Raw genomic sequence first — 26,302 nt, 5'->3', positions numbered from 1 at the left:
GGCCCCAGCCCTCCACCGCCCCGGCCCGGGGGTGTCCCGCCCACCCCACCCCCCACCCCCCAAGGTGACCAGCGCAACATTTCCCCGCCCCCACCCCACCCCCACCCATTCCGCAGGCCGGAACGGACGCCGGGCCGCCGTTTCAAAGGGTGGACGGGGTCGCCACCAACGCATCACGCGAAACGGGGCATTTCGCTCCGTCATCTCCGGCCGAAATGGCGGAGCGGGCCGCCGCCGGGGCCCGTAAGCTCCCGTCATGCAGGTGATCCAGTCAACGAAACTCGCCAATGTCTGCTACGAGATCCGCGGCCCCGTCCTCGAAGAGGCGATGCGGCTCGAAGCAGCAGGTCATCGCATCCTCAAGCTCAACACCGGCAACCCCGCGGCCTTCGGCTTCGAGTGCCCGCCGGAGATCCTTGAGGACATGCTGCGCAATCTGGGCAACGCCCACGGTTACGGGGACGCGAAGGGCCTGCTCTCGGCGCGCCGCGCGGTCATGCAGCACTACCAGACCAAGGGCATCGAGCTGGACGTCGAGGACATCTACCTCGGCAACGGCGTCTCCGAGCTGATCCAGATGTCGATGCAGGCGCTGCTCGACGACGGCGACGAGGTCCTCGTCCCCGCGCCGGACTACCCGCTGTGGACCGCCTCCGTCTCCCTCGCCGGCGGTACGGCCGTGCACTACCGCTGCGACGAGCAGGCCGACTGGATGCCGGACCTCGCCGACGTCGAGCGCAAGATCACCGACCGCACCCGCGCGATCGTGATCATCAACCCGAACAACCCCACCGGCGCCGTCTACGACGACGAGATGCTGCGCGGGCTGACGGACATCGCCCGCCGCCACAACCTGGTGGTCTGCTCGGACGAGATCTACGACCGGATCCTCTACGACGGCGCCACGCACACGAACACCGCCGCCATCGCACCGGACCTGCTGACGCTCACGTTCAACGGGCTGTCGAAGAACTACCGCGTCGCGGGCTTCCGGGCCGGCTGGATGGCGGTCTGCGGCCCCAAGAAGCACGCCGCCTCGTACATCGAGGGCCTGACGATCCTCGCGAACATGCGCCTGTGCGCGAACATGCCCTCGCAGCACGCGGTCGCCACCGCGCTCGGCGGCCGGCAGTCGATCGAGGACCTGGTCCTGCCGGGCGGGCGGATCCTGGAGCAGCGGAACGTCGCCTACGACCTGCTCACCCAGATCCCGGGCGTCACGTGTGTGAAGCCGAAGGGCGCGCTGTACGCCTTCCCGCGGCTCGACCCGGCCGTCTACAAGATCAAGGACGACCGGCAGATGGTCCTCGACCTGCTGCGGGCGGAAAAGATCATGGTGGTGCACGGTACGGGCTTCAACTGGCCCGAGCCCGACCACTTCCGGATCGTGACCCTCCCCAACGCGAAGGACCTCGCGGACGCCGTGACCCGGATCGGGAACTTCCTGGAGGGGTACGGGCAGCTGTAGGGGGCGGAAGCGGCGGTGGCCGGAGTACCGCGGAAGCGGCTCCGGCCATACTCCACCAGGATTCAACTCAATCTTAGATCGGTTCCAATGTAGGATGGTCTCCTGACCACGCAGGAGGCCTCCTCATGTACGAGCCGATCCGCTCCAAGCCGGTCGTCCACCGCGGGGGCGTCCACCACGCGGAGCACGACTACCCGCGCCGCAGCCGCGCCGAGGCCCTGGACATCCAGCTCGCCGGGCACCTCTCCGCGCTGCTCACCCTCACCGACGAGCTCGGGCTCGAGGGTCCCGCCGAGCGCATCGCCGCCCAGGTGACGCGGCTGCGCGGCGCCCGCCCGGCCCGCGCCGCGCGGCACTCCGCCGAGGACCCGGCGGGCCTGCACCGGCGCGCCCACGACCTCGCCGCCCGCGCCCTGCTCGTCGCCGCGTCCCGCGCCGACACCACCGTCGCGATCCTCGCCGCCGAGCGCATGGACGCACACGCCGCCGCCCTCGACTCCGTCGACCTGGCCGGCGCCCACTGACGGCCCCGGTCCGGGGCCGCGGAGGCTCCGGACCGGGTGCCATGACCTCGGATGCTCCGACAACCATGTTCCTGGCGACGCCGGGGAATTGCTATCGTCACGGGCGTCAGCGGTCCGCCGCTCCTCCGGTGGGCCGATAGAGGAGCCCAGGGGGACGTGCCGTGCAGGATCCGTCGCAACAGCCGGCCATGCCGCCGTACCCGCCGGCCCCTATGCCGCCCGCCCATACGCCACCGGCCCATGCGGGCACTTCGCGGGTCAAGGTCTGGGCGGCCGCGGCGGCCGTCGTGAGTGCTATCGCCGGTGTGGCCAGTGCCATCGCCGCCTTCTCCAACGGTTCGCCGTCGCCCGCGGCGGCTCCGCCCGCCACATCGGCGACGGTCAACGTTCAGCCCCCGCAGAACCCGGCGGGCAGCGCCGCGGGCCCCGCGACCGGGGCCGCCGGGACCGGGGCCGCCGGGGCCGGCTCCGTACGGTGGTCCGGCAAGGTGGTGCTCGGGCTGGAGGGCCTCGACCTCACGCAGACGCCGCCGCGCAAGGGGGACGGGAGCACCTTCGGCTACCGGCCCGCGGCCGGGCGCAACGGGTCGAGCTCGATGGAGGTCAAGGGAACCGCCGCCCTCTGGACGGACGCCGCGGAGCCCACTGCCCAGGGCTGCAAGGACCTGCTGGCCACCCAGTCGCGCAACTCGGTCGTCGTCGCGGACGGTGACAGTGTCTGCCTGGTCAACGAGAGCTCGCCGATCGGCCTCCTCAAGGTCACCGCGACCCACTACGACGACGGCACGTACGGCCTGATCGAGGGTCAGCTGACCATCTGGAACCTCCGCGTCGCCCGCTGAACCCCCCTCACCCCGGGCCGATGTCCGCCACCCCGCACCACGGCGTGGTCGCCGGGGGCCAGGTGGGGCCGATGGCTTCCGCGTAGGACGGGGTGGCCGGATTGAGGCCCGGGATGCGGAGCAGGGACTGGGACGTGCGGGCGCCGGGGCCCGGGGGCTGCTGGTCGCGGAACTCGACCGTGATCACGTACGAGCCCTCGCCGCGCGCCTCCACCGTCGCCGCCACCCGGTGGCTCGCCGGGTCGATGCGGCAGGCCGTCACGCGGACGTCCGGCGGCGGGGGCGCCGCGGTGCCGTTGCCGCCGCTGGCCCATACGTAGAGCCCCAGCGGGGCGAACACCAGCAGGCCCGCCAGCCCCATCAGGCCGACCAGCCAGCCTTGCCACTTCAACGCGCTCACGCCCATGGCACGATCCTCCCGGGCCCCCGCCCGGCCCACCAGCACCCACGGGCCCACACAGCATTTCGAAGTGGGACCGCCTGGACACCTGACGTTCACTCAAATCCTCGCGGAATGTGGGTTTCCGCGAGCACGCTGCACCCGTGAGACGCATCCTGGGTATCGCTCTGGCGGTCCTCCTGATCGGTGGCGTGATCGCAGCCATCGTCCTCGGGGGCCAAGGGCCAGACCACACGCCAACGAAGAGCGTGCGAGGCGTCATCGGTTCGGAGAAGTCCGATTTCTTCCGCGACCCCGACGTCAGCAAGGCCCTTGCCGCCAAGGGCTACACCGTGAAGACCGAAACCTCGGGATCCTGGGCCATGGATCAATTGGCCCTGAAGGATTACGACTTCGCCTTCCCCGGCAGCAGTGAACCCGCTCAGGAGATCGAGGCCTCCGCGGGAATCAAGGGCGCGCAGACCACCAAGCCCTTCTTCTCCCCGCTCGTCGTCATCGCCCGGGCCAACGCCGCCAAGGTGCTCGCCGACGGCGGGCTCGTGAAGATGTCCGGGAAGAACTCCGGCACCCTCCTCATGGGCCCCTACCTCAAGGCCGCCGGCGAGGACCGGACCTGGCAGCAGCTGCCCGGATCCGGCGGGTACCCCGAGCTGACCGGCACGGTGTTCATCAAGACCACCGATCCCGCCACCTCCAACTCGGGCGCCCTGTTCATCGCCGCGACCTCCAACGTCGCCAACAACAGCACGGTCGTCTCCGACGACGCCGGGATCGCCCGCACCGCCCCCCTGCTGCGCAAGCTGATCTCGGTGCAGGGCGCGCTGGAGCCCAGCACCGACGACCCCTTCCGGGCCTTCATCAGCGGCAGCGGCGAACCGCTGATCCTGGCCTACGAGTCCCAGGTGGCCTCGCTCCTGCTCCAGAAGCAGGCGTCCGGGGAGGCCGGGAACATGGTGGTGCTCTACCCGGACACCACCGTCAACTCCCCGCACACCTTCGTGCCGATCAGCGAGAAGGCCCGGGAGCTCGGCACCCTGCTCGCCACCGACCCGAAGCTGCGCGAGCTGGCCGTACGGCACGGCTTCCGGCCGCAGGAGGGCGTCGCCGAGTTCACCGCCGCGACCGCCCCGTACGCCGGGTACCTCAACCCGGGGCTGACCGGCATCCGGCAGGTCGGCGCGCCGACCGTCAAGGTGCTGATGGCGCTGGCCGCCCGCGCCAAGGGACAGGGGGACACGCCGTGACACCGGCACCGCCCGAGGACGCCCCGCTCGTCCTCACCGCACCGGAGCCCGTCGCCCCCGTCCGCCGGGAGCAGGCCTCCGGGCTCGTCCCGCTGGAGGACGGGGTCCGCGACGAGATGGCCCGCCGGGCCGGGGAGTACGTCGGCCAGCTGGCCGGGATCGACGTCCGCTCGCCCGAGTTCGCCACCCGGATCGGCGAGATCGCCGCCCTGGGCTCGGCCGACGTCCGCAGCGCCGCCCAGCAGTCGAACCGGATGCTGGAGCGGGCCGTACGCTCCCTCGGCGCGGACGGCGCCGGCGACGCGCAGGCCCGGGTCGCGGGCTCGCTCGTCGAGCTGCGGCGCACCGTCGAGGACCTGGATCCGCGGGACACGCCCGCGAAGGGCCTCGGCAAGATCTTCTCGAAGCTCGGCGGGAACCGGCTGCGCGACCACGTGGCCAGGTACGCCTCCTCGCAGGCCACCCTCAACCGGATCGTGGGCGCGCTGCGCGGCGGTCAGGACGAGCTGCGCCGCGACAACGCGGCCCTGCACACCGAGCGGGGCCGGCTGTGGGAGACCATGGGCAAGCTCCAGGAGTACGCGGTCCTCACCGAGGCCCTGGACGCGGCCGTCGGGCAGCGGATCGCCGAGGCGGAGCGCACCGATCCGCAACAGGCGGACGCGCTGCGCGCGGACGTGCTGTTCCCGGTGCGGCAGAAGCACCAGGACCTGCTGACGCAGCTGGCGGTGTGCGCGCAGGGCTATCTGGCGATGGACGTGGTGCGGCGCACCAACGACGAGCTGATCAAGGGCGTCGACCGGGCCGCGACGACCACCGTGTCCGCGCTGCGGATCGCGGTGATGCTGGCCTCGGCGCTGGAGCGCCAGCGCACGGTGGCCGAGCAGGTCAACGCGCTGAAGGGGACGACGGAGGAGCTGATCCGGGGGAACGCGGAGATGCTGTCCACGCAGAGCGGGGAGGTCCAGCGGATCGCCGCGGACCCGGCGGTCGGGGCGGAGACGCTGCGGACGGCGTTCGCGCAGATCTACGAGACCCTCGACGCGATCGACACCTTCAAGGTGCAGGCCACCGAGAACATGGCGGCGACCGTGGAATCCCTGACCGGTGAACTGCGGTCGGCCTCGGCACATCTGGCGCGGACGCGGAACGCGAGCGCCCTGGAAGGCGGGGAGCGATGATGAGGATGCGTACGCGGATCGCGGCGGCCGCGGCCCTGGCCGCGACCCTGCTGGGGGCGTCGGCCTGCACCTCCGACGAGCCTTCGGCCGCTTCCGGCGGGTCGGGCGGCTCGGGCGGCTCCAAGCAGCAGGAGTACAAGGAGGGCCGGCTGCGGGTGCTGGCCTCCAGCGAGCTCACCGACATGGAGCCGGTCCTGAAGGCGGCGAAGGCCGCCACCGGCGTGTCGGTGGACTTCACCTGGTCGGGGACGCTGGACGCGGCGGAGCAGGTGGCCTCGGGCAAGGCCGACGGGAAGTACGACGCGATCTGGCTGTCGTCCAACGACTACCTGCGGCTGCGCCCGGAGGCGGCGACGAAGCTCGCCAACGAGACGCCGGTCATGTCCTCGCCGGTCGCGCTCGGCGTGAAGCCCGAGGCGATGGCCCGGCTGGGCTGGAAGCCGCAGGAGGTGACCTGGTCGGCGGTCGAGGAGGCCGTCGCCGCCGGGAAGCTGTCGTACGGGATGACGGACCCGGTGCGCTCGAACTCCGGTTTCTCCGCGCTGGTGTCGGTGGCCTCGGGGCTGTCGGGGGCGCAGTCGGCGCTGACCGACGCCGACGTGGCGAAGGCGCAGCCGAAGCTGCGGGAGTTCTTCAAGGGGCAGAAGCTGACGTCGGGTTCCTCCGGCTGGCTGGTGAGCGCGTACGCGAAGCGCGACGACGTGGACGCGCTGGTCAACTACGAGTCGGTGCTGCTGTCGATGAACGACAGGGCGAAGGCGCCGCTGACGGTGATCCGGCCGAAGGACGGGGTGGTGACCGCGCACTATCCGCTGACGCTGCTGACCTCGGCTCCGGCCGGGGCGCGGGAGTCGGGGCGGCTGCTGACGGAGTACCTGCGGGGGGACACCGCGCAGAAGGCCATCACCGAGAAGACGCTGCGGCGGCCGGTGGCGGCCGGGGTGACTCCGGCGGCGGGGCTGGACGCGGAGAAGCGGCGCGAGCTGCCGTTCCCGGGCTCGCGGTCGGTGGCGGACGGTCTGCTGGCCTCGTACGAGAACGACCTGCGCCGGCCCTCGCGCACGGTGTACGTCCTGGACACGTCGGGCTCGATGGAGGAGCAGGACCGGATCGGGCGGCTGAAGTCCGCGCTCACCGAGCTGACGGGGACCGGCAGTTCGGGAACCGGTGAGCGATTCAGGGACCGCGAGGAGGTGACTCTGCTCCCCTTCGGTGACAAGGTGAAGAAGGTGCTGACGCACGTCGTGGAGCCGGGCAACCCGGGTCCTGCCCTGGACGCGATCCGGGGTGACGTGAAATCCCTCCGCCCTGAGGGGGGCACGGCCGTGTACGGCAGCCTGAAGGCCGCGTACCAGCACCTGGGGCAGGGGAACGCCGATGCGTTCACCTCGATCGTGCTCATGACGGACGGGCAGAGCGGGGACAAGGTGCAGGACTTCGACTCCTTCTACGCGGGGCTGCCCGAAGGGCAGAAGCACACTCCGGTGTTCGCGGTGCTGTTCGGGGACTCGGACCGCAAGGAACTCACCCACATCACCGAGCTGACGGGCGGGCGGCTCTTCGACGCGACGGACACGGGGGTCCCCCCAGCGGTAGCTGGGGGCGGGTCCCTGGACGGGGCCTTCGAGGAGATCCGTGGCTACCAATAGGGCGCCGGCCGGGGGGCCCTCGGCGCGGGTGCTGGCCTACCTGGAGTCGCGCAAGAACCTGGCGGGCAGCGTGTGCGGGCTCGCCGGGCTGGGGCTGACCCTGGCCGGGGTGGCGGGCGCGTACTGGCCGGTGGTGGTCGTGGGCCTGTACGGGGCGGGCGCGCTGATCGCGCCGCCGGAGCGGGTCGACGCCCCGCACTTCCCGGATCCGGCGCAGCAGCTGGGCGTCGTACGGGAGGACCTGGGGCGGCTGCGCGCGTACGTGGCGGAGGTGGAGCTGCCCGCGGTCGCGGGGGCGCGGCTGAGCGAGCTGCTGGGCCTGTACGCGGCGCTGCTGGATCCGGGGTGGGTGGCGGACGTGCTGGCCACGGAGCCGGAGGCGGTGCACCGGCTGTCGCGGGCGATCCGGCTGGACGTGCCGGAGTGCGTGGACACGTACAACCGGACGCGGTGGTGGACGCGGCTGACGCCGGGGGGCGAGTCGCCGGAGCGGCACCTGGAGCGGCAGCTGACGCTGCTGCTGGAGGAGGCGGAACGCGTGACGGCGGACCTCCGTGAAACGGAGGCCCGCCGTCAGCAGACGCACACGACCTATTTGGAAGGTCGCAGGGAATCCTAGGTCGGGGAATCCCGCGTCAGCCCTCGGCCGGGGACAGCCGGCCGCGGGGGTCTTGGGGTGGGGCCGGGGCTAGCCCAGGCGCTCGACGAGCGCGTGGTACTGGTCCCACAGCTCCTTGGGGGTGTGGTCGCCGTAGGTGTTCAGGTGCTCGGGGACCAGGGCGGCCTCCTCGCGCCAGACCTCCTTGTCGACGGTGAGGAGGAAGTCGAGGTCCGCGGCCGGGAGGTCGAGGCCGTCGAGGTCCAGGGAGTCCTTGGTCGGCAGGACGCCGATGGGGGTCTCCACGCCTTCGGCGGTGCCTTCGAGGCGTCCGACGATCCACTTCAGGACGCGGCTGTTCTCGCCGAAGCCGGGCCACACGAACTTGCCCGCGTCGTTCTTGCGGAACCAGTTCACGTAGTAGATCTTCGGGAGCTTGGCCTGGTCCTTGTCGGCGGCGACCTTGACCCAGTGGGCCATGTAGTCACCCATGTTGTAGCCGCAGAACGGCAGCATCGCGAAGGGGTCGCGGCGCAGTTCGCCGACCTTGCCCTCGGCGGCGGCGGTCTTCTCGGAGGCGATGTTCGAGCCGATGAAGACGCCGTGGTTCCAGTCGAAGGACTCGGTGACCAGCGGGACGGCGGAGGCGCGGCGGCCGCCGAAGAGGATCGCGGAGATCGGGACGCCCTTGGGGTCCTCCCACTCGGGGGCGATCGTCGGGCACTGGGACGCCGGGACGGCGAAGCGGGCGTTGGGGTGGGCCGCCGGGGTCTCGGACTCCGGGGTCCAGGCGTTGCCCTTCCAGTCGATGAGGTGCGCGGGCGCCTCTTCGGTCATGCCCTCCCACCAGACGTCGGAGCCGTCGGGGGTGAGCGCGACGTTGGTGAAGACGGTGTTGGCGTACATGGTCTTCATGGCGTTGGCGTTGGTGTGCTCGCCGGTGCCGGGGGCGACGCCGAAGAAGCCGGCCTCGGGGTTGATCGCGTAGAGGCGGCCGTCCTCGCCGAAGCGCATCCAGGCGATGTCGTCGCCGACGGTCTCGACGCTCCAGCCGGGGATGGTCGGCTCCAGCATGGCGAGGTTCGTCTTGCCGCAGGCGCTCGGGAACGCGGCGGCGATGTACTTGGCGGCCTCGGCTCCTCCCTCGCCCTGCGGCGGGGTGAGCTTGAGGATCAGCATGTGCTCGGCGAGCCAGCCCTCGTCGCGCGCCATGACGGAGGCGATGCGCAGCGCGTAGCACTTCTTGCCGAGGAGGGCGTTGCCGCCGTAGCCGGAGCCGAAGGACCAGATCTCGCGGGTCTCGGGGAAGTGCGAGATGTACTTGGTGGTGTTGCAGGGCCACGGCACGTCGTCCTGGCCCTCGGCGAGCGGAGCGCCGAGGGTGTGGACGGCCTTGACGAAGAAGCCGTCGGTGCCGAGCTCGTCGAGGACGGCCTTGCCCATGCGGGTCATGGTGCGCATGGCGACCGCGACGTAGGCGGAGTCGGTGATCTCGACGCCGATCGCGGAGAGCTCGGAGCCGAGGGGGCCCATGCAGAAGGGGACGACGTACATCGTCCGGCCCTTCATGGAGCCGCGGAAGATACCTTCCTGCCCCGCGAAGAGCTCCTTCATCTCGGAAGGGGCCTTCCAGTGGTTGGTCGGGCCCGCGTCCTCCTCCTTCTCGGAGCAGATGAAGGTCCGGTCCTCGACGCGCGCGACGTCGGAGGGGTCGGAGGCGGCGTAGTACGAGTTCGGGCGCTTCGTCTCGTCGAGCTTCTTGAACGTGCCCTTGGCGACGAGCTCCTCGCACAGGCGCTCGTACTCGGCCTCGGAGCCGTCGCACCAGACGACTCGGTCCGGCTGCGTGAGGGCAGCGATCTCGTCCACCCAGGAGATCAGCTCCTGGTGGGTCGTCGGGATGGAAGTGGGAGCCGCGTTGTCGCGCGCCACGATCGCTCCTTGTTGAGGGGTTTGTTTGGTGTATGCCCCGTGGGGGCTGCGACCCGGATGCTTCGCGCTCCGCTCATCCGGTGCCGACCGCACTCATCTGATCATCCGGTGCATGTGCGCATATGTCCAGAGGGCCTCTCACGTGAGCATCGCCACGTCCGTCAATCTTCCGTAAAGAGCACTAACAGAAACCTACGGACCCGTAGGTAGCATGTTGACCATGACTTCTGACGCCGCCGCCGTAGCGGCCTCACCGGCAGCGCCGGAGGCGGAGACCGAAGCCAAGCCGCTGATGCGCGGCTGGCTGCACACCGGAATGTTCCCCGCCGTAGTGATCGCGGGCCTCGTGCTGATGGCCTTCACCGACTCCACGCGGGCCCGCGTCGCCTGCGGGGTGTACGTCCTCACCGCGTGCCTGCTCTTCGGAGTCAGCGCCGTCTACCACCGCGGTACGTGGGGACCGCGCGGCGAGGCCATCCTGCGCCGGCTCGACCACGCCAACATCTTCCTGATCATCGCCGGCACCTACACCCCGCTCACCGTGCTGCTCCTGCCGGACTCCACCGGGCGGACCCTGCTGTGGGCGGTGTGGATCGCGGCCACCGCCGGCATCGCCTTCCGCGTCTTCTGGGTCGGCGCCCCGCGCTGGCTCTACACCCCGTGCTACATAGCGATGGGCTGGGCGGCGGTCTTCTTCCTGCCCGACTTCCTGCGCACCGGCGGCATCGCCGTCCTGGTCCTGGTGATCGCCGGCGGCCTGCTCTACAGCGTGGGCGGCGTCATCTACGGCATGAAGCGGCCCAACCCGTCCCCCCGCTTCTTCGGGTTCCACGAGGTGTTCCACTCCCTGACGCTGGCGGCCTTCGTGGCGCACTACGTCGGCATCTCACTGGCCGCCTACCAGCATTGATCCGCCCGCACTGAGCCGCCGGCGCGGAGCCCGGCACCGCGAAGGGTCCGGCCCCGGCACGTGCGTGCCGGGGCCGGACCGTGTCGGGCGGCCGGGCCCGCCGCCGTTCAGCAGGCGGAGCCGTCACCGTCCGGGTCGAGGCGCAGCGGGTCGCTGCCGTTGACCTTCATCCGCTGCGGGAAGCGGTGCGCGGCCAGCCAGTCGCAGCGGGCCTTCGTCGTCTGCGGGACCTCCGCCGGGAAGCGGGTGGGGACACAGACGCTCGCCGTTCCGTAGTGCCGGTCGCAGCCGGCCACGGTCGGGGCGACCGGGGCCGCGTCCCGTTGCCCCGGGTTGGACTTCGGGGCGGCCAGTTCGTTCGCGAAGGCGTGCTCGTGCGCCGCCGGCTGCTGCTGCGCCGCCGCGAGGGTGGGGGCTCCGCCGAGGTGGACCCAGGTGGCGACCGAGGGGACGCCGTTCGCGTCGACGCCGAAGAGCATGTACCAGCCGGGCGGCGCCAGGTTGGGGTTGCTGGTGACGTTGAGGTCGATGGTGGTGTTGTTGACCACCGTCATGGGCAGGTCCACGAACCGCTGGTTGGGGTCGGAGGAGTGGGTGACGGCCGCCGGGCGGATCAGTTCCGCCTTGGCGATCGGCCGGTTGACGGTGATCCGCTGCGTGTCCCCGTACACCCACTCCGTGTCGATCACGGAGGTGAGCTGCGGGCGCGGGCCCTTGAAGAGGTACGGCGGGGTGTAGACCGACACGGCGTGGTTGTACGTGCCGTTGCCGGGGTTGTCGCCGACCGACATGACCCGGCCGTCGGGCAGCAGGAACGCGCCCGAGTGGTACGTGCGCGGGATCGGGTCGGCGGCCAGGCCCGGCTGGTAGGTGTTGTTCGCCGGGTCGAAGAAGGAGGCCTCGAAGACCGGGTCGGCCCGGTCGTGCAGGCCGCCGCCGGTCTCCAGCACCTTGCCGTCGGGCAGCAGCACGGCGGAGACGTACATCTTGCCCTCGGCGCCGGTCTGCGGGCGCTTGCCCGCCCCGACGTCGACGAGGCCCTGCGGGAGGTCGGGGCCCGCGGTGTAGCCGGGGCTCGGCTTCTTCAGGTCGATGATGTCGGTGAGCCGGTTCGCGGCCGGGTTGGTCTCGTTGTTTCCGCCGCCGATGGTCAGCACCCGCTGGTCCTGGGCCGGGGGCAGCAGGACGCTCGCCGACTCGTCGCGCTCGTCCTTCTTGCGCAGTCCGGGCACGTCGGTGACGGTGTTGGCGTCGTAGTCGTAGACCGAGGAACCCGATCCGGCCGTGCCGTTGCCGAAGGTGTGGCTGCCGGAGTAGAAGAGCCGGCCGTCCTGCATCAGGATCATCGACGGGTACAGGCCCCAGTACGACCAGGTCTGGTTGACCTGGTTCATCGGCAGCCACTTGCCCTGCGCCGCGGAGAACTTCTCGGCGGTGACGTTGCCGGTGGAGTCCTCCTTCAGGCCGCCGAAGGAGATCACGTCACCGTTGCCGAGGACGGTGGCGGACGGGTACCAGTGGCCGCCGTTCATGTCGTTGGTCTTCGTGTACTTCTCGGTGGCCGGGTCGAAGACGTACGAGTCCTTCAGCCCCTGGTAGCCGATCTTGCCGTCGGCGGACGGGTACCCCTTGTTGCCGCTCATCACCAGCACCCGGCCGTCGGCCAGCTGCACGTGCCCGGAGCAGAACATGTCCACGGGCGTCGGGATCGTCTTGACCGAGCCCGCCACCGGGTCGTACACGGCGGAGGTGAAGGTCCCGGCGTTGAACTGGGATATGTCGTTGCCGGAGCCCGCGATCAGCAGCACCTTCCCGTTCTTCAGGACGACGGCGTGCATCGAACGCACCGGGTTCTGGGCGGCCATCACCTCCCACTTGCCCTTCGCGCACTGCTCGGGCGTGCCCGTGCAGGCGGGCTGGGGCGGGACCGCGCCGACCTCCTCCACCGCGTAGTCGTCGGTGGTGAGGGTGCCCACGCCGTAGACGGACAGACCCCAGGTGATCTTGTCGGTGTTCGGCGGGACGGCGGGCGTACGGACCTCCGTGCGCGCCCACGCGGCGCTGACCGGCGGGTTCTGCAGGTCGGTCCAGTACTGCCAGCCCGCGGTGGTGTCGTGGCGGAAGACGGTCACGGACACGTCGGGGGTGTTCGACTTGTACCAGGCCGACAGGTCGTACTGCCTGCCCGGCGTGACGGTGGGGGCGCAGGTGGCGTTCTCGGTGACCAGGGCCTTGCGGTCGCCGTCGACGCGGCGGGTGAGGGAGACCTTCATGGCCTTGGTGCCGGCGTGCGCGTCGGCGACGGTGGCGAAGGTGAAGTCGTTGTCGCCCCAGCCGGACTTCTCCCAGCAGGACGGCATGTCGGCGCCGGCCGGGCCGGCGGTCTCGAAACCGGGGTTGGTGAGCAGGTTGGGCGGTCCGGCCGTGGCCTGCTGCGGTGCGGTGAGCAGCAGGCCGGCGGTCATCGCCCCGACGGCGAGGAAGGCGGCCCGGCGCCCTGCCCTCCGTCGGATCTTCGTCTGCATGCGGGGTGTCCTTTCGGTGCGGCTCAACTCCTGGTGGCGCTCGCCGCGCGCGGCCCGCGCGGCAGGTAGACGAGGGCTTCGGTGGCGGCGAAGCGCAGGACGGAGGTGGTGACGAGCGCGAGGGCCGTCGCGGGCAGGACGTCGAGGCCGAGCCGGGCGACGAACAGCGCGATGAGCGGGATCCGCAGGAGCAGATCGGCGTTGGCGAGGAGCGCGAAGCGGCCGATCCGGTCCGCCCAGTGGCGGTGGCGGCGGCGGTCGCGGAAGAGCAGGGACTCGATGAGGAGGAAGTTCCACAGCACCCCGGCCTGGTTGGCGAGGACCTCGGCGGCCAGGTACTGGACCCCGGCGTGCGTGAGCAGCCACAGGGCCAGCAGGTTCGGGACGAAGCCGGAGAGCCCGATCAGGCCGAAGCCGATCATCCGGGCGAGCGGGCTCGCGGAGCGCAGGGCGGCCAGGTGCGCGAGGAAGCGCATCCCCTCGCGGGCGCCGGACTTGGACTCGCCGGCGAACCGGTCCTGGAAGACGAAGGGGACCTCGGCGGTCTTCGCGGGGCGGCAGCGGACGGCCAGCTCCAGGAGGATCTTGTAGCCGAGGGGTTTGAGGGCATCGGCGCTGACCACCGAGCGGCGCATCGCGAAGAAGCCGCTCATCGGGTCGCTGATCCCGCGCAGGGCGCGCGGGAAGAGGCCCTTGGCCAGCCAGGTCGCGCCGCGCGAGACGGCGACGCGGTAGCTCCCGGCGAGTCCCGCGCGGCTGCCGCCGGCGATGTAGCGGGAGGCGACGACCAGGTCGGCGCCGGTGCGCGTGCCCTCGCCGACGAGTTCGGGGACCAGGTGGGGCGGGTGCTGGAGGTCGGCGTCCATGACGACGATCCACTCGGAGCCGGCCCGTTCGATCCCTTCGACGACGGCCCCGCCGAGGCCGCCCTCGGCGACCTCCCGGTGCAGGACGGCCACCGGGAAGGGGCAGTCGGCGGCCGCCTTCTCGATGACGGCCGGGGTGTCGTCGGTGGAGTCGTCGACGAAGAGCACCTCACAGGGCGGGTGCGCGGGGATCGAGGCTCGGAGCCTGCTCAGCAACTCCCCCACGTTGGCGGCCTCGTTGAAGGTCGGGATGATCAGGGTGACGCTGCCGGATACGGGCGCCGGCAGGTCGGCGGCTTCCGGACGGTCGGCGGCTTCCGGCAGGTCCAGGGCACGCGGGGGCCACAGGTCCTCGCTCATGGTGGCTCAGCTCCCACTCTCGCGGTCGGTGCGGCGGATCTCGATACGGTCCTCGCCCGTACCGAAGACGGCGACCGCGGTCGAATGCTCCAGTGCAGCCTTCACGTTGGGCAGGTCCGCCGCGTCGCGACGCACGGTGGGCGAGGAGACGACGTAGTCGATGTCCCGCCAGCCGCGCGGCAGGGTCGCGGTGACGGCCGGGTCGAGGTCCGCCTTGTAGAACCAGATGGCGCCCGTTCCGGGTGCAAAACCGCGGTGAACAGCGTCGAGCCAAAGCGCGTCGTCGACGAGGACGCGGGTGTTCGCCGGGTCGGCGACCTCCGCGCCGAGCCAGGCCGCGGCCTGCCGGTACGGGGCGTTGGCGTCGACGGTGAGGGCGGTGCGGTTGCCCTCGTACCAGCGCGGCAGCACGTAGAGCGCGGCGGACGCGGCGAGTACGAAGGTCAGCGCCCAGCGCGCCCACACCAGGGCGCGGCGCTCCCCCGGGCCGCGGCGGCGGCGCAGGACGGCGTGGGTGACGCTGGCCGCGGCGGCGGCGAGGACCAGCGCGAGGAAGGGCAGGGCCTGGATCACGTACATGGCCGGGAGGTAGCCGGAGGGGCGCAGCGCGACCAGCGCGAGGATCACGACGGCCAGGGCGGGCCCGGCCAGCGCCCGGGCGGTGACCGACCACCTGGTGGTGGCCAGCAGCAGGACGGCGCCGGCCAGGCCGCCGAGCGGCAGGACGGTGTCGTAGTACAGCCAGGACCGGAACACCCCGTGCGACCCGGAGCCGGGGTCGAGGATGAAGCCGGAGCCGGGGCGGCCCATCTGGTAGGTGATGCCGTCGATGAGGGAGACGTGTCCGGCGCCGGGCAGCAGTTCGCCGTTGAGCAGGGCGAACAGCGGGTACGCGAGCCCTATCAGCGCGCAGGCGGTGACGGCTCCGGTGACGGCGAACTTCCGGGTGTCGCGGTGGCTGTGGCGCCACATCGTCACCAGCAGCGCCGGGAGCACCACCAGCATCGTCTCCTTGGTCAGGACGGCGGTGGCGGCCGCCAGGCCCGAACCGAAGTGGTGCCACAGGTGGCGGCTGGGGGACGCGGCGAGGCAGAAGGCCAGCAGCATCCACATCACGGCGAGGTTGTCGAGGAAGATCTCCCGCTGCAGGACGACCGAGAGCGGGGACAGCCCGAAGAGGCCCATCGCGAGTCCGGCCGCCCAGCGCGGCAGCCAGAGCCGGCGCGCGAGGACGTAGATCAGGACGGAACTGGCGGCGGAGACGGCGAGCATCGAGAACCGCATCGGCGCGACCGTCATCCAGTCGGGCACGAAGAGGGAGGGCAGGTACGTCAGTCCGGCGACCTGGATCCAGCCGAGCGGCGGGTGGTCGTACCAGTACGTGTAGTGGGCGAGGCCCTGGCCCTGCTGGACGGCCCACGCCTGCGCGAGGTACGTGCCCTCGTCGTCGCTCAGGGTCGGGAAGTGGGTGATGTTCCAGCCCTGGACGAGGACGATCGCCAGCAGCAGCGTGCCGCAGAGCAGCAGATCGGCGCGCGAGGAGCGGAAGCGGACGAGCGGGCGGAGGGGAGCGGGCGGACGGACGCTGGGCCCGCCGGTGCTGCCGGGGCTGCTGGGACCGCGCTGGGCGGGGACGCGGGGTTCGGTGGCGGTGGCTGTGGCTGTGGCTGTGGCGGTGGCGCCGGACGGGGACTGGGACTGGGGCTGGGGATCAGTGGCCGTGGGCAGGGTGGCGGTCACCGGTGGCTGTCCTCTCGGATCGCGGTGGAGGCCGTCGCCCCGGTCAGGTGGGCGCCGGTATGGCTGGTCAGTTCCCATTCGTTGCGGCCGCGCTGCTCGCGCCAGACCGCGCGGATCGCCGCGCCCGCCAGCATCACCTGGTAGAAGGGGCCGCCGACGACGAGCTTGAGGTAGTGCACGAAGCGGACCCGCAGGCCGTACTGGCGGCCGAAGTCGTGGAGCCCGACGATCTCGAAGACGAAGGTCACCATCGCCGTGATCATCGGCAGGAAGGTGATGATCGCGATGCCGACCGGCACGTCGAGGAAGACCGCGACGGCGAAGTTCACCGGGATGATCACCCCGGAGGCCGCCTGCATGAAGGGCGTCATCAGCGTGTAGCGGGCCAGCCAGCGCTGGCCGCGGCCGGGCAGCTGCCGCCAGTCCTTCTTCCGGTACACCTGCAGGAAGCCCTGGTTCCAGCGGGTGCGCTGCTTGAGCAGGCTCATCAGCGAGCCCGGGGTCTCCTCGCGGGTGACCATGTCGGAGTCGTACGCGACGACCACCTTCTTGCCCGCCGACGAGAGCCGCACGCCCAGGTCGCAGTCCTCGGCGAGGCAGTTCTGGTCCCAGCCGCCCGCCTCGCGCAGCACCCCGGTGCGCACGAAGACGGTGTTGCCGCCGAGCGGGATGAACCCCTTCTCGGCGTGCAGGTGCAGCCGGGAGCGGAACCAGAAGAAGTACTCCAGGCAGTTGCGCAGGCTGTACCAGCTGGAGTGGAAGTTGATGAGCTGGACCCCGCCCTGGACCACGTCCGCGCCAGTGGCCCGGAAGGCGTGGTCGACGTGCGAGAGCAGCTCCGGGTGGACCTGGTCCTCGGCGTCGAAGACCCCGACGATGTCGCCCCGGCAGTGCGGGAGGGCCGTGTTGAGGGCCTTCGGCTTGTTCTTCGTCGCGTGGTGGTCGACGACGACGCGGACCCGGCCGGGCGCCGCGGCCGCGGCGCGTTCGGCGACGGCCGCCGTCTCGGGGTCGTCGTGGCCGACGATCACGATGATCTCGTAGTCGGTGTGGCTCGATTCGAGGAGCCGGTCGATCGTGTGCTCCAGGACGGCCTGCTCGTGGCGGGCGGGCAGGAGGAGCGAGAAGGCGAGCCGGTCGCCGCCGTCGGGGCGGTCGAACCGGGTCGCGGCGAGCGTCTCGGGCGTGCGCCATGCGTGCATCTGCCACCACAAGGTGAAGGCGGCCATCCAGAACAGCGCCAGCGAAATGGCAGAAATGAACACAGAAGTGAACAAACTGTCCCCCACAGACATGCCGCAACCCCAGGCGGCGATCGGCAAACCCCCCGGAGGCGCGCTACAGGCCCCCCGGCCCGCCGCCTCCGCTTCCCCCTCGCGCGCACCCCCCGGTGCGCGGTCTCGGTGACTCCCGAAGCCATGAGATTAGGCAGGGAAGATGAAGCGGAGGAGCCGCCCAGATAAAAACCACGTTTCCGAGTTCTCGTACGACAACCGGAATTGACGGCACTCCCGTCGATTTAGGGACGAACCGTCCCCAACTGCTCCGCCAGCTCGACCAGTTCGGTCGTAGGGCGTGCGCAGACGAAGTGCCGGCACACGTACGCCGTCGGACGGTCGCGTACGAGTGTGCGCTCGGCCAGCAGGGGGAACTCGCCCCCGCTCCCGTCCGCGGCGCGCGGCAGCCCGACCGCCACCACCGCCCCGGGAGCCGTCCCCAGCAACGCGGTCCGGTGCAGCGCCGTCAGCGCCGGATCCTCCGGGTGCCCCACGACGGCCACCTCGCGGGGCCCGTCCACGAGCGCCTCGGCCACCGCGAGGCCGTGCCCGATGAAGCGCGGGGCGCGCGGCCCGAGGGCCCGCACCACCCCGAGCGCCCGTTCGGCCGCCGTGCGGTGGGGCTCCGAGCCGGTCTGCGCGGCGTACGAGAGGAGCGCGCCGGCGGCGGCCGTCCAGCCGGAGGGGGCGGCCGTGTCGGTGGGGTCCTGCGGCCGGCGGATGAGCTTCTCCGCATCGTGCGCGGTGTCGTAGAGCGAGCCGTCCTCGGCGGTGAACCGGGCCATGACCAGGTCGACGAGGAACCCCGCGAACTCCAGCCAGACCCCCTCGCCGGTGACGGAGGCCAGCGCGAGGAAGCCCTCGGCGACGTCGCCGTAGTCCTCCAGCACCCCGGCGTTGGGGCCGACGCGGCCGTCGCGGCTGGTGCGGGCGAGGCGGGCGGAGCCGTCCATGTGGACCCGTACGAGGAGGTCGGCGGCCTCGGTGGCCCGCTCGATCAGGTCCGGCCGGTCGAAGTACGCGCCGCATTCGGCGAGCGCCGCGATGGCCAGCCCGTTCCAGGCGGCGACGATCTTGTCGTCCCGGCCGGGCGCGGGCCGCAGGGCGCGGGCGGCGAGCAGCCGCTCCTTGATCCCGGCGAGGCGCTCGGCGTCGAGGGCGGGGCCGTCCTGCGGGAGTTGCAGCACGGACGTGCCGTGCTCGAAGGTGCCTTCCTCCGTGACCCCGAAGTACGCCTGCGCCAGGGCCCCGTCGTCCTCGCCGAGCACCTCGGTGAACTGCGCCGGGGTCCACGCGTAGTAGGCGCCCTCGACGTGCTTGCCGCTCACCGGGTCCTCGCTGTCGGCGTCGAGGGCGGAGGCGAACCCGCCCTGGTCGGTGCGCAGTTCGCGGACCATGAAGTCGGCCGTCTCCAGCGCGACCCGCCGGGCGAGGTCCGATCCGGTGGCCCGCCAGAGATGGGCGTAGACCCGGCACAGCAGGGCGTTGTCGTAGAGCATCTTCTCGAAGTGCGGCACGACCCACTCCCGGTCCACGGAGTACCGGGCGAAGCCGCCGCCGAGCTGGTCGTAGATCCCGCCCCGGGCCATGGCCTCGCAGGTGTCGGCCGCCATCTGGAGGGCGCCCTCGGAACCGGTGCGGGCGTGGTGGCGCAGCAGGAACTCCAGCACCATGGACGGCGGGAACTTCGGCGCCCCGCCGAAGCCGCCGCGTACGGAGTCGTACTCGCGGGTCAGCCCGAGCAGCGCCCCGGCCAGCTCCTCGGGGCCGGGCAGCCCGGCCTTGCCGTAGTCCAGCTGCCGCCCGGCCAGGTCCCCCACGATCCGCCGCGCGACCTCGGCGACCTCCTCGGGCCGCCCGACCCAGGCGGTCCGTACGCCTTCGAGCACCTGCATGAAGGAGGGCATGCCGTGCCGGGGCTCGGGCGGGAAGTAGGTGCCGAAGTAGAAGGGCTCGGCCTCGCCGGTCAGGAACACGGTCATGGGCCAGCCGCCCTGCCCGGTCGCGGCCTGCACGGCCTCCATGTAGACGGCGTCGACGTCGGGCCGCTCCTCGCGGTCCACCTTGACGTTGACGAAGTGTTCGTTGAGGTAGGCGGCCGTCAGCTCGTCCTCGAACGACTCGTGCGCCATGACGTGGCACCAGTGGCAGCTCGAATAGCCGACGCTGAGCAGCACCGGCACCCCGCGCTCGCGGGCCTCGGCGAACGCCTCCGGCGACCAGGGCCACCACTCGACGGGATTGTCGGCGTGCTGGAGCAGATACGGCGAGGTCTCGTTCGCGAGGCGGTTCGGCATGGGCCCATCCTGCCGCACCGTCCGGCGCGCGCGGCGTGACGGGGCCAGCGGGCGGCCGGTTCGGGGACGTGATGCGATGAGCGGGTTTTCGTACTCGTGGCCCCGGCGGACCGCGGCGCGTGCGCATATATGCGCGGGGATGGCCGATGAGGCGTCAACTCCCTCTGAACTAGCTCAGATTCCCTCGCGCTCGCCCTGGTCCCGCCGCACACTTGGCGCACGTTGCACGGAGCTCTGCGAGGAGGATGCCGATGCGGGACAGCCATCGTGTCGAGGCCGAGCGGCTGCTGGCCCGGGCCGTCGAGGAGGAGGCCCGGCGGGCGGGCGCGGGCGCGGGCGCACCCGTCGACCGGGCGGCCCTGCTGGCGCGCGGGCGGGAGGCCCTGGACGGGCTCGCCGCCGCCGCGGCGCAGGAGTACGCGGCGTACGTGGCGGCCCTGGACGAGGCCGCGGCCGGGCAGCAGTCGCTCGGGGAGGCCTTCCGGCACGGGAGCACCTCGACGGCCCTGCTGGTGTCGGCCGTCGCGGCCGTCGCCGCGGCCGGAGCGGACATGGCCTTCGGCGTCGCCGCCGGTACGGCGCTCAGCGCGGGCATCGTCGTGGGCGTCGCGGGGGCGGCGACGACGGTGGCCAAGGTGACGGCCGTGCACCTGCCCGCCGCGAACCGCCGGGCCGGGGCCGCGGGCCGCCCCGGCGGGCCCGAACAGCTGAGGCTGCAGTGGCTGACGGCACTGGAGGTACGCGGGATACGTCCCTTCCTGGAGCAGCAGCGCCCGGTACGGATACCCGCGCGCGGCGGCACCGGCAACGCCAACGGGCTCGGAGCGGGCGCCGGGCCGGGAGCCGGCCTCGGCGCCGGGGCCGCGCAGCCGCTGCGCGGAGCCGACCGCAGTGCGGAGGCCCGCAGACGCAGCATGCTGGAGCAGTCCTTCGGCCAGCTCCCCGACGCCGGCGGGCTCTTCACCGGCCGCCGCGCCGAGCTGACCCGCATCGCCCAGTGGGTCCAGGCCGCCCGGGCCAGCACCGAGACCCGCCCCGTCGTCGTGGTGCTGCACGGCGAACCGGGGGTGGGCCGCACCGCCCTCGCCCTGAGCGCCGCCCACGCGCTCCGCGACCAGTTCCGCGGCGCCTGCCTGGTGGACCTGCGCGGCGGCTCCTCCGCCCCCGGGGAACCCCCGCTCCCGACCCGCGAGGCGCTGCTGCACCTGCTGAACCGGCTCGGCGCCCCCCGCGAGCAGCTCCTCTTCCGCGAGGGCGCCTCGGCGGAGCAGCAGGTGCGCCGGCTCGGCGAGCTGTACCACCAGCACCTCCAGGGGCTGCCGGTGACGGTGGTGCTGGACGACGCGGTGGACCCGGCGCAGGTGCGCACGCTCGTCCCGGAGCGCTCCGAGAGCCTGGTGCTGGTGACGGCGCGGGAACCGCTGGAGCTGCCGTCCGACCTGTCGGCGTGGGTCCACCAGCTGCCGGTGGTGCGCCTCGCGGGCGCGGAGGCCGCCGAGGTGCTGGTCGCCGGGGCGCGGGCGGCGGGCGAGGCGGCACCGGCCGAGGGGGCGCGGCAGGGCCTGCTGGAGCTGGGCGCGGGGCTGCCGCTGGCGCTGCGCGTACTGGCGCCGCTGGGGTCGGCGCGGTCCTCGGACGCCGGGGACGGCTCGCTGGAGCACGCCCTGGACCTCGCGTACGCACGCCTGCCGGAGGAGCGGCGCCGGCTGCTGCGGCGGCTGCCGCTGGCGGGCCGGGCCTCGCTGGGCGCGGCCGCGGCGGCGGCGCTGGCCGGCGCGGACCGGGTCGAGGCCGGGCGGCTGCTGCGCGAACTGGCCGGGGCGGGCCTGCTGGACCTCGTACGCGGGGAGCGGTACCGGATGCACGACGCGGTACGGGCCTACGCGGCGGCCCGGCTGGCGGCGGACGAGGACCGGGAGCAGGCGGCGGCCGCCCACGAGCGGCTGATCCGCGACTACGCGCAGCTCGCGGACTCGGTGATCCGGATGGTCGACGGGAAGATGTCCACGCGCGCCAACCACTTCGACGGGCACGGCTTCGCCTCCCTGGACGCGGCGCTGCGCTGGCTGGACGAGGAGTCGAGCTTCATCACGGCGGCGCTGCGGCACTCGGAGGGCGTGGACCAGCAGGCGGTGCTGGACCTGCTGGGCGCACTGTGCGACTTCTGCCTGCTGCGCGGGGACCTGTACCGGCTCGGCGAGATCGACGAGCTGACGCGGGCCGTGGACCAGGGGCGGCTGAACCGGTCGGTGCAGTGGCGTACGGGCATCGCGGCGCGCCAGCTCGGCGAGCTGGACAAGGCGCGCACCACGCTGACCTCGCTGGTGGACCAGTACAAGGAGGCCCGGCAGGAGGCGGGCGCGGGCATGGCGCTGGTCTCGCTCGGCATCACCCTGCACCACCAGGGCAACCTGCCGGAGGCGGCGGCCCGCCTGCGGGAGGCGCTGGTGCTCCAGGAGCCGGCGGAGCTGGCGGGCGACCGGGCGTGGGGGCTGCACGCGCTGGCGGCGGTGGAGCGGGACCGGGCGCACCTGGCGGAGGCGATGGCACTGCTGGAGGAGTCCCTCGCCCTGCACCGGGACAGCGAGAGCGTGCACGGGGAGGCGTGGGCGCACTTCCAGCTGGGCCAGGTCCACCTGCGGCTGGGCGACGTACCGCGGGCGGAGGCGGAGCTGGGCCGGGCGCTGGAGCTGTACGGGCGCACCCGCGACGACCGGGGCGAGGCGTGGGCGCTGACCCAGCTGGGCCGGGCCCGGGTGGTGGACGGGGATCCGGCGGGGGCGCTGGAGCGGCTGCGGGACGCGCTGGCCCGCCACCGGCTCGCGGAGGACGCCCGCGGTGAGGCGTGGACGCTGTACTACCTCGGGCAGGCGCTGGAGGAGGACGGGGAGCGGGACCGGGCGGTGCGGGAGCTGGAGCGGGCCCGGACGATGTTCTCGCGGATGCGGGACGTGTACGGGCTGGCGCACGCCCGGTACCAGTCGGGCCGGGTCACCCGCGACCAGCGGGCGGCGCAGACGGGGAACCTGCGCAATTCCGGGTTCGCCCGGCAGCTGCTGATGGACGCCCGGGCCGATTTCCGGCGGATCGGGCTGGCCCACGGGGAGGCCTGGACCTGTCTGGAGCTCGCGGTGGTCGACGCGGGCAACGGGCGGGTGTCGCAGGCGCTGGTGCTGTGCGAGGAGGCGACCCGGCTGTTCATCTCGTACGGGGACCGGCGCGGTGAGGACTGGGCCCGTTTCCTGCGCTGCACGCTGCTCCCGTACGCGGTCCCGGCGGCGCCGGAGGAGGCGCGGGCGGAGCTGGCCCGGCTGACGGCGGCCCCGCATCCGATGCGCGACGGGCGGCTGGCGGACTGCCTGGAGACGTACGGGGTGGTCCTGGCGCGGGGCGTGGACCCGGCGGAGGGCTGGCAGGCGTGGCGCCTGGGCATGGTTCCGGACCTGCACGCCCGGGAGGTCATGGGCGTCCCGGTGGCGGCGCCCGCCCCGGAGTGACGAGGGGGCGTCGGCCCGCACGGAAACCGCCGCCCCGCCGGTATGCGGCGGCGGGGCGGCGTACGCGCGGGCGGTCCTACGGGGCCTTGGCGCCGTCGGCGGCCGGGGCCGCGGCGGCGGCCGGGGCCGCGGCGGCGGCCGCCGGCTCCGGGGCCTCCTTGAAGTCGACCCGGCCCATGTGCCGGCTCATGGACTTCATCAGGCCCCACACGGCGACGGCGAGGGCGGCGAACACGATGAAGCCCAGGATTCCGGGGGTCACCTTGTTCTTGTCGAAGGTGTCGGCGGCCAGCGGAAGGAGCTGGGTGACTGCTGCCTGCGTAGCGCTCATAGCTACGCATTCTCCCGGATGCCCGCGAAGAGGTCGGACTCGGGGAGGGAAGTGTCGACGTGCGACTTCACGAGCTCGTACTCCTCGGTGGGCCAGACCTCCTTCTGGATCTCCATCGGGACGCGGAACCAGCCGCCGTCGGGGTCGATCTGCGTGGCGTGCGCGATGAGCGCCTTGTCACGGATCTCGAAGAAGTCGGAGCAGGGCACGTGGGTGGTCAGGGTCCGCTCGGTGCGCTCGAACTCCTTCCACCGCTCCAGCCACTCCCCGTAGGGGGATTCCAGGCCGCGGGCGAGGAGCGCCTCGTGCAGGGCGATGGTGCGCGGCTTGTTGAAGCCCTGGTTGTAGTAGAGCTTCTGCGGCTGGTACGGGGTGCCGTACTCGGCCTCGGGGAACTTGTCGGCGTCGGCCGCGCCGTCGAAGGCCACCATCGTGATCTTGTGGGTCATGATGTGGTCGGGGTGCGGGTAGCCGCCGTTCTCGTCGTACGTGGTGATGACCTGCGGCTTGAAGGCGCGGATCTTCTTCACCAGCTCGCCGGCGGCCTCCTCGACGTCCGCGAGCGCGAAGCAGCCCTCGGGCAGCGGCGGCAGCGGGTCGCCCTCGGGCAGGCCGGAGTCGACGTAGCCCAGCCATTCCTGCTCGATCCCCAGGATCTCGCGGGCCTCGTCCATCTCCTTGGCCCGCACCTCGTGGATGTTCTCCTCGATGTACTTGTCGCCCTGGAGCTTGGGGTTCAGCACGGAGCCGCGCTCCCCGCCGGTGCAGGTCACCACCAGGACGGGAACTCCCTCGGACACGTACTTGGCCATGGTGGCCGCGCCCTTGCTCGACTCGTCGTCGGGGTGGGCGTGGACGGCCATCAGTCGAAGCTGCTCGGTCAAGACAGGATCCCTTGTGATTCGGCGCGACAGACAACTCTTATAGTGACCGAATCGGGGGTCGGAAAATTCCAGGGGTGCCTCACCCTCCCCATCGAGAGGAACGATCATGAGTGCGGTGCGCGAAGGGCTGCCCGAGGGCCGGTACGGCCGGTCGGCGGATGAGCGTGCGGACCGGAAGCTCAAGGTCGTCGGGTCGGTGCTCGGGGTCGGGCTGCTGGTCGTGGTCGGGTGGATCGGCTGGGACTACGTCGGCGGGCAGACCGTCAGCGCCGAGGTGATCAAGTTCCAGATCGTGTCGGACTCCGAGGTCAAGGTGCACCTGGAGGTCCGCAAGGAGTCCTCGGTCACCGGCGTGTGCACCCTCAGCTCCCAGGACAAGGAGCACGGCGAGGTGGGCCGCGCGGACTTCACCTTCGCGCAGCGCGACAAGCGGGTGGACGAGATGGTCACGCTGAAGACCACCGGCCGGGCCACGATGGTCGAGCTCGTCGGCTGCCAGGCCGCCTCCGCGAAGGGCTGAGTTCCCGGGGCCAAGGCCGGTCCGCCCGCCGCGGGTCCGATCGCGACCGCCGGAGCGCCCGCCCAGGCCCCTCCCGCCGCCAACGGCTCCGGGCCGGCCTCGCTCGCGGAGGCGCAGGCGACTACGGGATCTTCAGCCGGGTGATCGTCGGCAAGAACTTCGTGGCCGTCCCGTCGAAGACCGGGACCGCCGTGGACCTCGTCCACTCCGACCTGCGAGCCGCACGACCCCTCCACCGAGGGGCCCGAGAAGCCGGGCGCGCACAACCTGAACTGGCTGGACACCGTCTCCGACATGAAGACCCTCCAGGCCAGGGCGAAGGCGGCGCAGCTGGCCGATCTGAAGGACGACGGGCGGCTGCGGGCCACCGCCGGCAAGCTGCTGGTGGGGACGGACATCGCGGTGGAGAGCGACAGCAAGGACGTGCGCCACGGGCTGTACGACCTCCAGTTCCTGTACCTGAACTGTGAGACCGGCTGCACCGCACCGGTCGGCTACCGGCTGGAAAAGGCGCAGGTCGAGGGCTGTGTCCTGACCAATTTCGAGCGCTGACGGCCGGTGCGCCCGCGGATGGACGGCATGTGCGCCGGGCGCAATGACACACTTCATACACAGTGTGTCCTCCCCCTTTTCTTCCCGAATTGTTAGGCTCGTGGTTTCGCCCGCCGCTGGCGGCTTTGTAGTCCCCTGTACCGACGAGGAGCACCCGTGACCCAGACGAGCGAGAGCGTCACCTGGCTGACCCAGGCGGCGTACGACCAGCTGAAGGCCGAGCTGGACTACCTCTCTGGTCCTGCCCGCACGGAGATCGCGACGAAGATCGCGGCCGCCCGGGAAGAGGGCGACCTGCGGGAGAACGGCGGTTACCACGCGGCCAAGGAGGAGCAGGGCAAGCAGGAGCTCCGCGTCCGGCAGCTCACCCAGCTCCTGGAGAACGCGAAGGTCGGCACCGCGCCCGCCGCCGAGGGCGTCGTGGCTCCCGGCACCCTCGTGACGATCGCCTTCGACGGCGACGAGGACGACACGCTGGAGTTCCTGCTGGCCTCCCGCGAGTACGCGTCCTCGGACTTCGAGACCTACTCCCCGCAGTCCCCGCTGGGCAGCGGCGTGATGGGCAAGAAGATCGGCGAGAACGGCGAGTACGAGCTGCCGAACGGCAAGAAGGCCCTGGTCAAGATCCTGGCCGTCAAGCCCTTCACCGGCTGATCACCCCTGTCGTACGCGAATGCCCCCGCCGCACCCGGTCCGGCGGGGGCT

Annotated in this window: 21 protein-coding genes; 12 read left to right on the top strand and 9 right to left on the bottom strand. The window is 72.0% G+C overall.

From position 1 onward, the window contains the following. Nucleotides 1-256 precede the first annotated feature (256 nt). The 3 genes from ACFV0Q_RS17495 to ACFV0Q_RS17485 all read left to right on the top strand — a co-directional run bounded on the left by ACFV0Q_RS17495 (nt 257) and on the right by ACFV0Q_RS17485 (nt 2,834). Entirely contained in the window at nt 257-1,468 is a 1,212-nt protein-coding gene (locus ACFV0Q_RS17495) for a pyridoxal phosphate-dependent aminotransferase (protein WP_385006175.1), read from the top strand. Nucleotides 1,469-1,593: 125 nt separating this feature from the next. Further along, complete coding sequence (locus ACFV0Q_RS17490) at nt 1,594-1,992, top strand: hypothetical protein (RefSeq protein WP_385006173.1); 399 nt, start codon at nt 1,594-1,596, stop codon at nt 1,990-1,992. Between the two features lie 305 nt (nt 1,993-2,297). Beyond that, nucleotides 2,298-2,834: a hypothetical protein gene (locus tag ACFV0Q_RS17485; protein ID WP_385006171.1), complete on the top strand. Its 537-nt coding sequence runs from the start codon at nt 2,298-2,300 to the stop codon at nt 2,832-2,834. A 7-nt stretch (nt 2,835-2,841) separates the two neighbouring features. On the opposite strand, the gene ACFV0Q_RS17480 is transcribed toward ACFV0Q_RS17485, so the two are convergent. Next, the gene (locus tag ACFV0Q_RS17480) at nt 2,842-3,234 is read right to left on the bottom strand and encodes a hypothetical protein (protein WP_385006169.1); all 393 of its coding nucleotides are present in this window, start codon (nt 3,232-3,234) and stop codon (nt 2,842-2,844) included. 143 nt (nt 3,235-3,377) lie between these two features. On the opposite strand from ACFV0Q_RS17480, the gene ACFV0Q_RS17475 reads away from it, so the two are divergent. From ACFV0Q_RS17475 to ACFV0Q_RS17460, 4 genes are read left to right on the top strand one after another with little or no spacing between them, the layout of a single operon-like run. Continuing rightward, on the top strand, nt 3,378-4,478 hold the full coding sequence (locus ACFV0Q_RS17475; RefSeq protein ID WP_385006167.1) for a hypothetical protein: 1,101 nt from the start codon (nt 3,378-3,380) through the stop codon (nt 4,476-4,478). Further along, complete coding sequence (locus tag ACFV0Q_RS17470; protein ID WP_385006165.1) at nt 4,475-5,659, top strand: toxic anion resistance protein; 1,185 nt, start codon at nt 4,475-4,477, stop codon at nt 5,657-5,659. The genes ACFV0Q_RS17475 and ACFV0Q_RS17470 overlap by 4 nt, the downstream gene beginning before the upstream one ends. Then, nucleotides 5,659-7,308: a substrate-binding domain-containing protein gene (locus ACFV0Q_RS17465; protein ID WP_385006163.1), complete on the top strand. Its 1,650-nt coding sequence runs from the start codon at nt 5,659-5,661 to the stop codon at nt 7,306-7,308. The genes ACFV0Q_RS17470 and ACFV0Q_RS17465 overlap by 1 nt, the downstream gene beginning before the upstream one ends. Further along, nucleotides 7,295-7,927: a hypothetical protein gene (locus ACFV0Q_RS17460; protein WP_385006161.1), complete on the top strand. Its 633-nt coding sequence runs from the start codon at nt 7,295-7,297 to the stop codon at nt 7,925-7,927. The genes ACFV0Q_RS17465 and ACFV0Q_RS17460 overlap by 14 nt, the downstream gene beginning before the upstream one ends. A 69-nt stretch (nt 7,928-7,996) precedes the next feature. Here ACFV0Q_RS17460 and ACFV0Q_RS17455 read toward each other — a convergent pair whose 3' ends face one another. Further along, entirely contained in the window at nt 7,997-9,838 is a 1,842-nt protein-coding gene (locus ACFV0Q_RS17455; protein ID WP_385006159.1) for a phosphoenolpyruvate carboxykinase (GTP), read from the bottom strand. Nucleotides 9,839-10,058: 220 nt separating this feature from the next. Here ACFV0Q_RS17455 and ACFV0Q_RS17450 point away from each other — a divergent pair, with 220 nt between their 5' ends. Then, nucleotides 10,059-10,748 carry a hemolysin III family protein gene (locus ACFV0Q_RS17450; RefSeq protein ID WP_385006157.1) on the top strand — a complete coding sequence of 230 codons (690 nt, stop codon included), beginning with the start codon at nt 10,059-10,061 and terminating at the stop codon, nt 10,746-10,748. Nucleotides 10,749-10,855: 107 nt separating this feature from the next. On the opposite strand, the gene ACFV0Q_RS17445 is transcribed toward ACFV0Q_RS17450, so the two are convergent. From ACFV0Q_RS17445 to ACFV0Q_RS17425, 5 genes are all read right to left on the bottom strand, one after another. Further along, the gene (locus ACFV0Q_RS17445; RefSeq protein WP_385006155.1) at nt 10,856-13,273 is read right to left on the bottom strand and encodes a galactose oxidase-like domain-containing protein; all 2,418 of its coding nucleotides are present in this window, start codon (nt 13,271-13,273) and stop codon (nt 10,856-10,858) included. Between the two features lie 23 nt (nt 13,274-13,296). After that, nucleotides 13,297-14,499, bottom strand: a complete 1,203-nt coding sequence (locus ACFV0Q_RS17440) for a glycosyltransferase (RefSeq protein WP_385006153.1) — start codon at nt 14,497-14,499, stop codon at nt 13,297-13,299. A gap of 6 nt (nt 14,500-14,505) precedes the next feature. After that, nucleotides 14,506-16,239 carry an ArnT family glycosyltransferase gene (locus tag ACFV0Q_RS17435; protein ID WP_385006151.1) on the bottom strand — a complete coding sequence of 578 codons (1,734 nt, stop codon included), beginning with the start codon at nt 16,237-16,239 and terminating at the stop codon, nt 14,506-14,508. Further along, on the bottom strand, nt 16,236-17,516 hold the full coding sequence (locus ACFV0Q_RS17430) for a glycosyltransferase (RefSeq protein WP_385006149.1): 1,281 nt from the start codon (nt 17,514-17,516) through the stop codon (nt 16,236-16,238). Before ACFV0Q_RS17430 ends, ACFV0Q_RS17435 begins: the two co-directional genes overlap by 4 nt. 242 nt (nt 17,517-17,758) lie before the next feature. Continuing rightward, nucleotides 17,759-19,813: a thioredoxin domain-containing protein gene (locus ACFV0Q_RS17425; protein ID WP_385006147.1), complete on the bottom strand. Its 2,055-nt coding sequence runs from the start codon at nt 19,811-19,813 to the stop codon at nt 17,759-17,761. Nucleotides 19,814-20,064: 251 nt separating this feature from the next. Here ACFV0Q_RS17425 and ACFV0Q_RS17420 point away from each other — a divergent pair, with 251 nt between their 5' ends. Further along, on the top strand, nt 20,065-23,310 hold the full coding sequence (locus ACFV0Q_RS17420; protein WP_385006145.1) for a tetratricopeptide repeat protein: 3,246 nt from the start codon (nt 20,065-20,067) through the stop codon (nt 23,308-23,310). A gap of 76 nt (nt 23,311-23,386) precedes the next feature. Here ACFV0Q_RS17420 and ACFV0Q_RS17415 read toward each other — a convergent pair whose 3' ends face one another. Continuing rightward, on the bottom strand, nt 23,387-23,641 hold the full coding sequence (locus ACFV0Q_RS17415; RefSeq protein ID WP_385006143.1) for a hypothetical protein: 255 nt from the start codon (nt 23,639-23,641) through the stop codon (nt 23,387-23,389). A 2-nt stretch (nt 23,642-23,643) separates the two neighbouring features. Next, nucleotides 23,644-24,525, bottom strand: a complete 882-nt coding sequence (mca, locus tag ACFV0Q_RS17410) for a mycothiol conjugate amidase Mca (RefSeq protein ID WP_385006141.1) — start codon at nt 24,523-24,525, stop codon at nt 23,644-23,646. Nucleotides 24,526-24,631: 106 nt separating this feature from the next. On the opposite strand from mca, the gene ACFV0Q_RS17405 reads away from it, so the two are divergent. The 3 genes from ACFV0Q_RS17405 to greA all read left to right on the top strand — a co-directional run bounded on the left by ACFV0Q_RS17405 (nt 24,632) and on the right by greA (nt 26,251). Then, nucleotides 24,632-25,045 carry a DUF4307 domain-containing protein gene (locus ACFV0Q_RS17405; RefSeq protein WP_385006139.1) on the top strand — a complete coding sequence of 138 codons (414 nt, stop codon included), beginning with the start codon at nt 24,632-24,634 and terminating at the stop codon, nt 25,043-25,045. Nucleotides 25,046-25,339: 294 nt separating this feature from the next. Beyond that, the gene (locus ACFV0Q_RS17400) at nt 25,340-25,597 is read left to right on the top strand and encodes a hypothetical protein (RefSeq protein WP_385006137.1); all 258 of its coding nucleotides are present in this window, start codon (nt 25,340-25,342) and stop codon (nt 25,595-25,597) included. Nucleotides 25,598-25,753: 156 nt separating this feature from the next. Beyond that, the gene (gene greA, locus ACFV0Q_RS17395; RefSeq protein WP_385006135.1) at nt 25,754-26,251 is read left to right on the top strand and encodes a transcription elongation factor GreA; all 498 of its coding nucleotides are present in this window, start codon (nt 25,754-25,756) and stop codon (nt 26,249-26,251) included. Nucleotides 26,252-26,302: the final 51 nt, after the last annotated feature.

Source organism: Streptomyces sp. NPDC059564, assembly GCF_042735575.1.
Lineage (GTDB): Bacteria > Actinomycetota > Actinomycetes > Streptomycetales > Streptomycetaceae > Streptomyces.
This window is presented reverse-complemented; position numbering and strand designations above follow the sequence as displayed.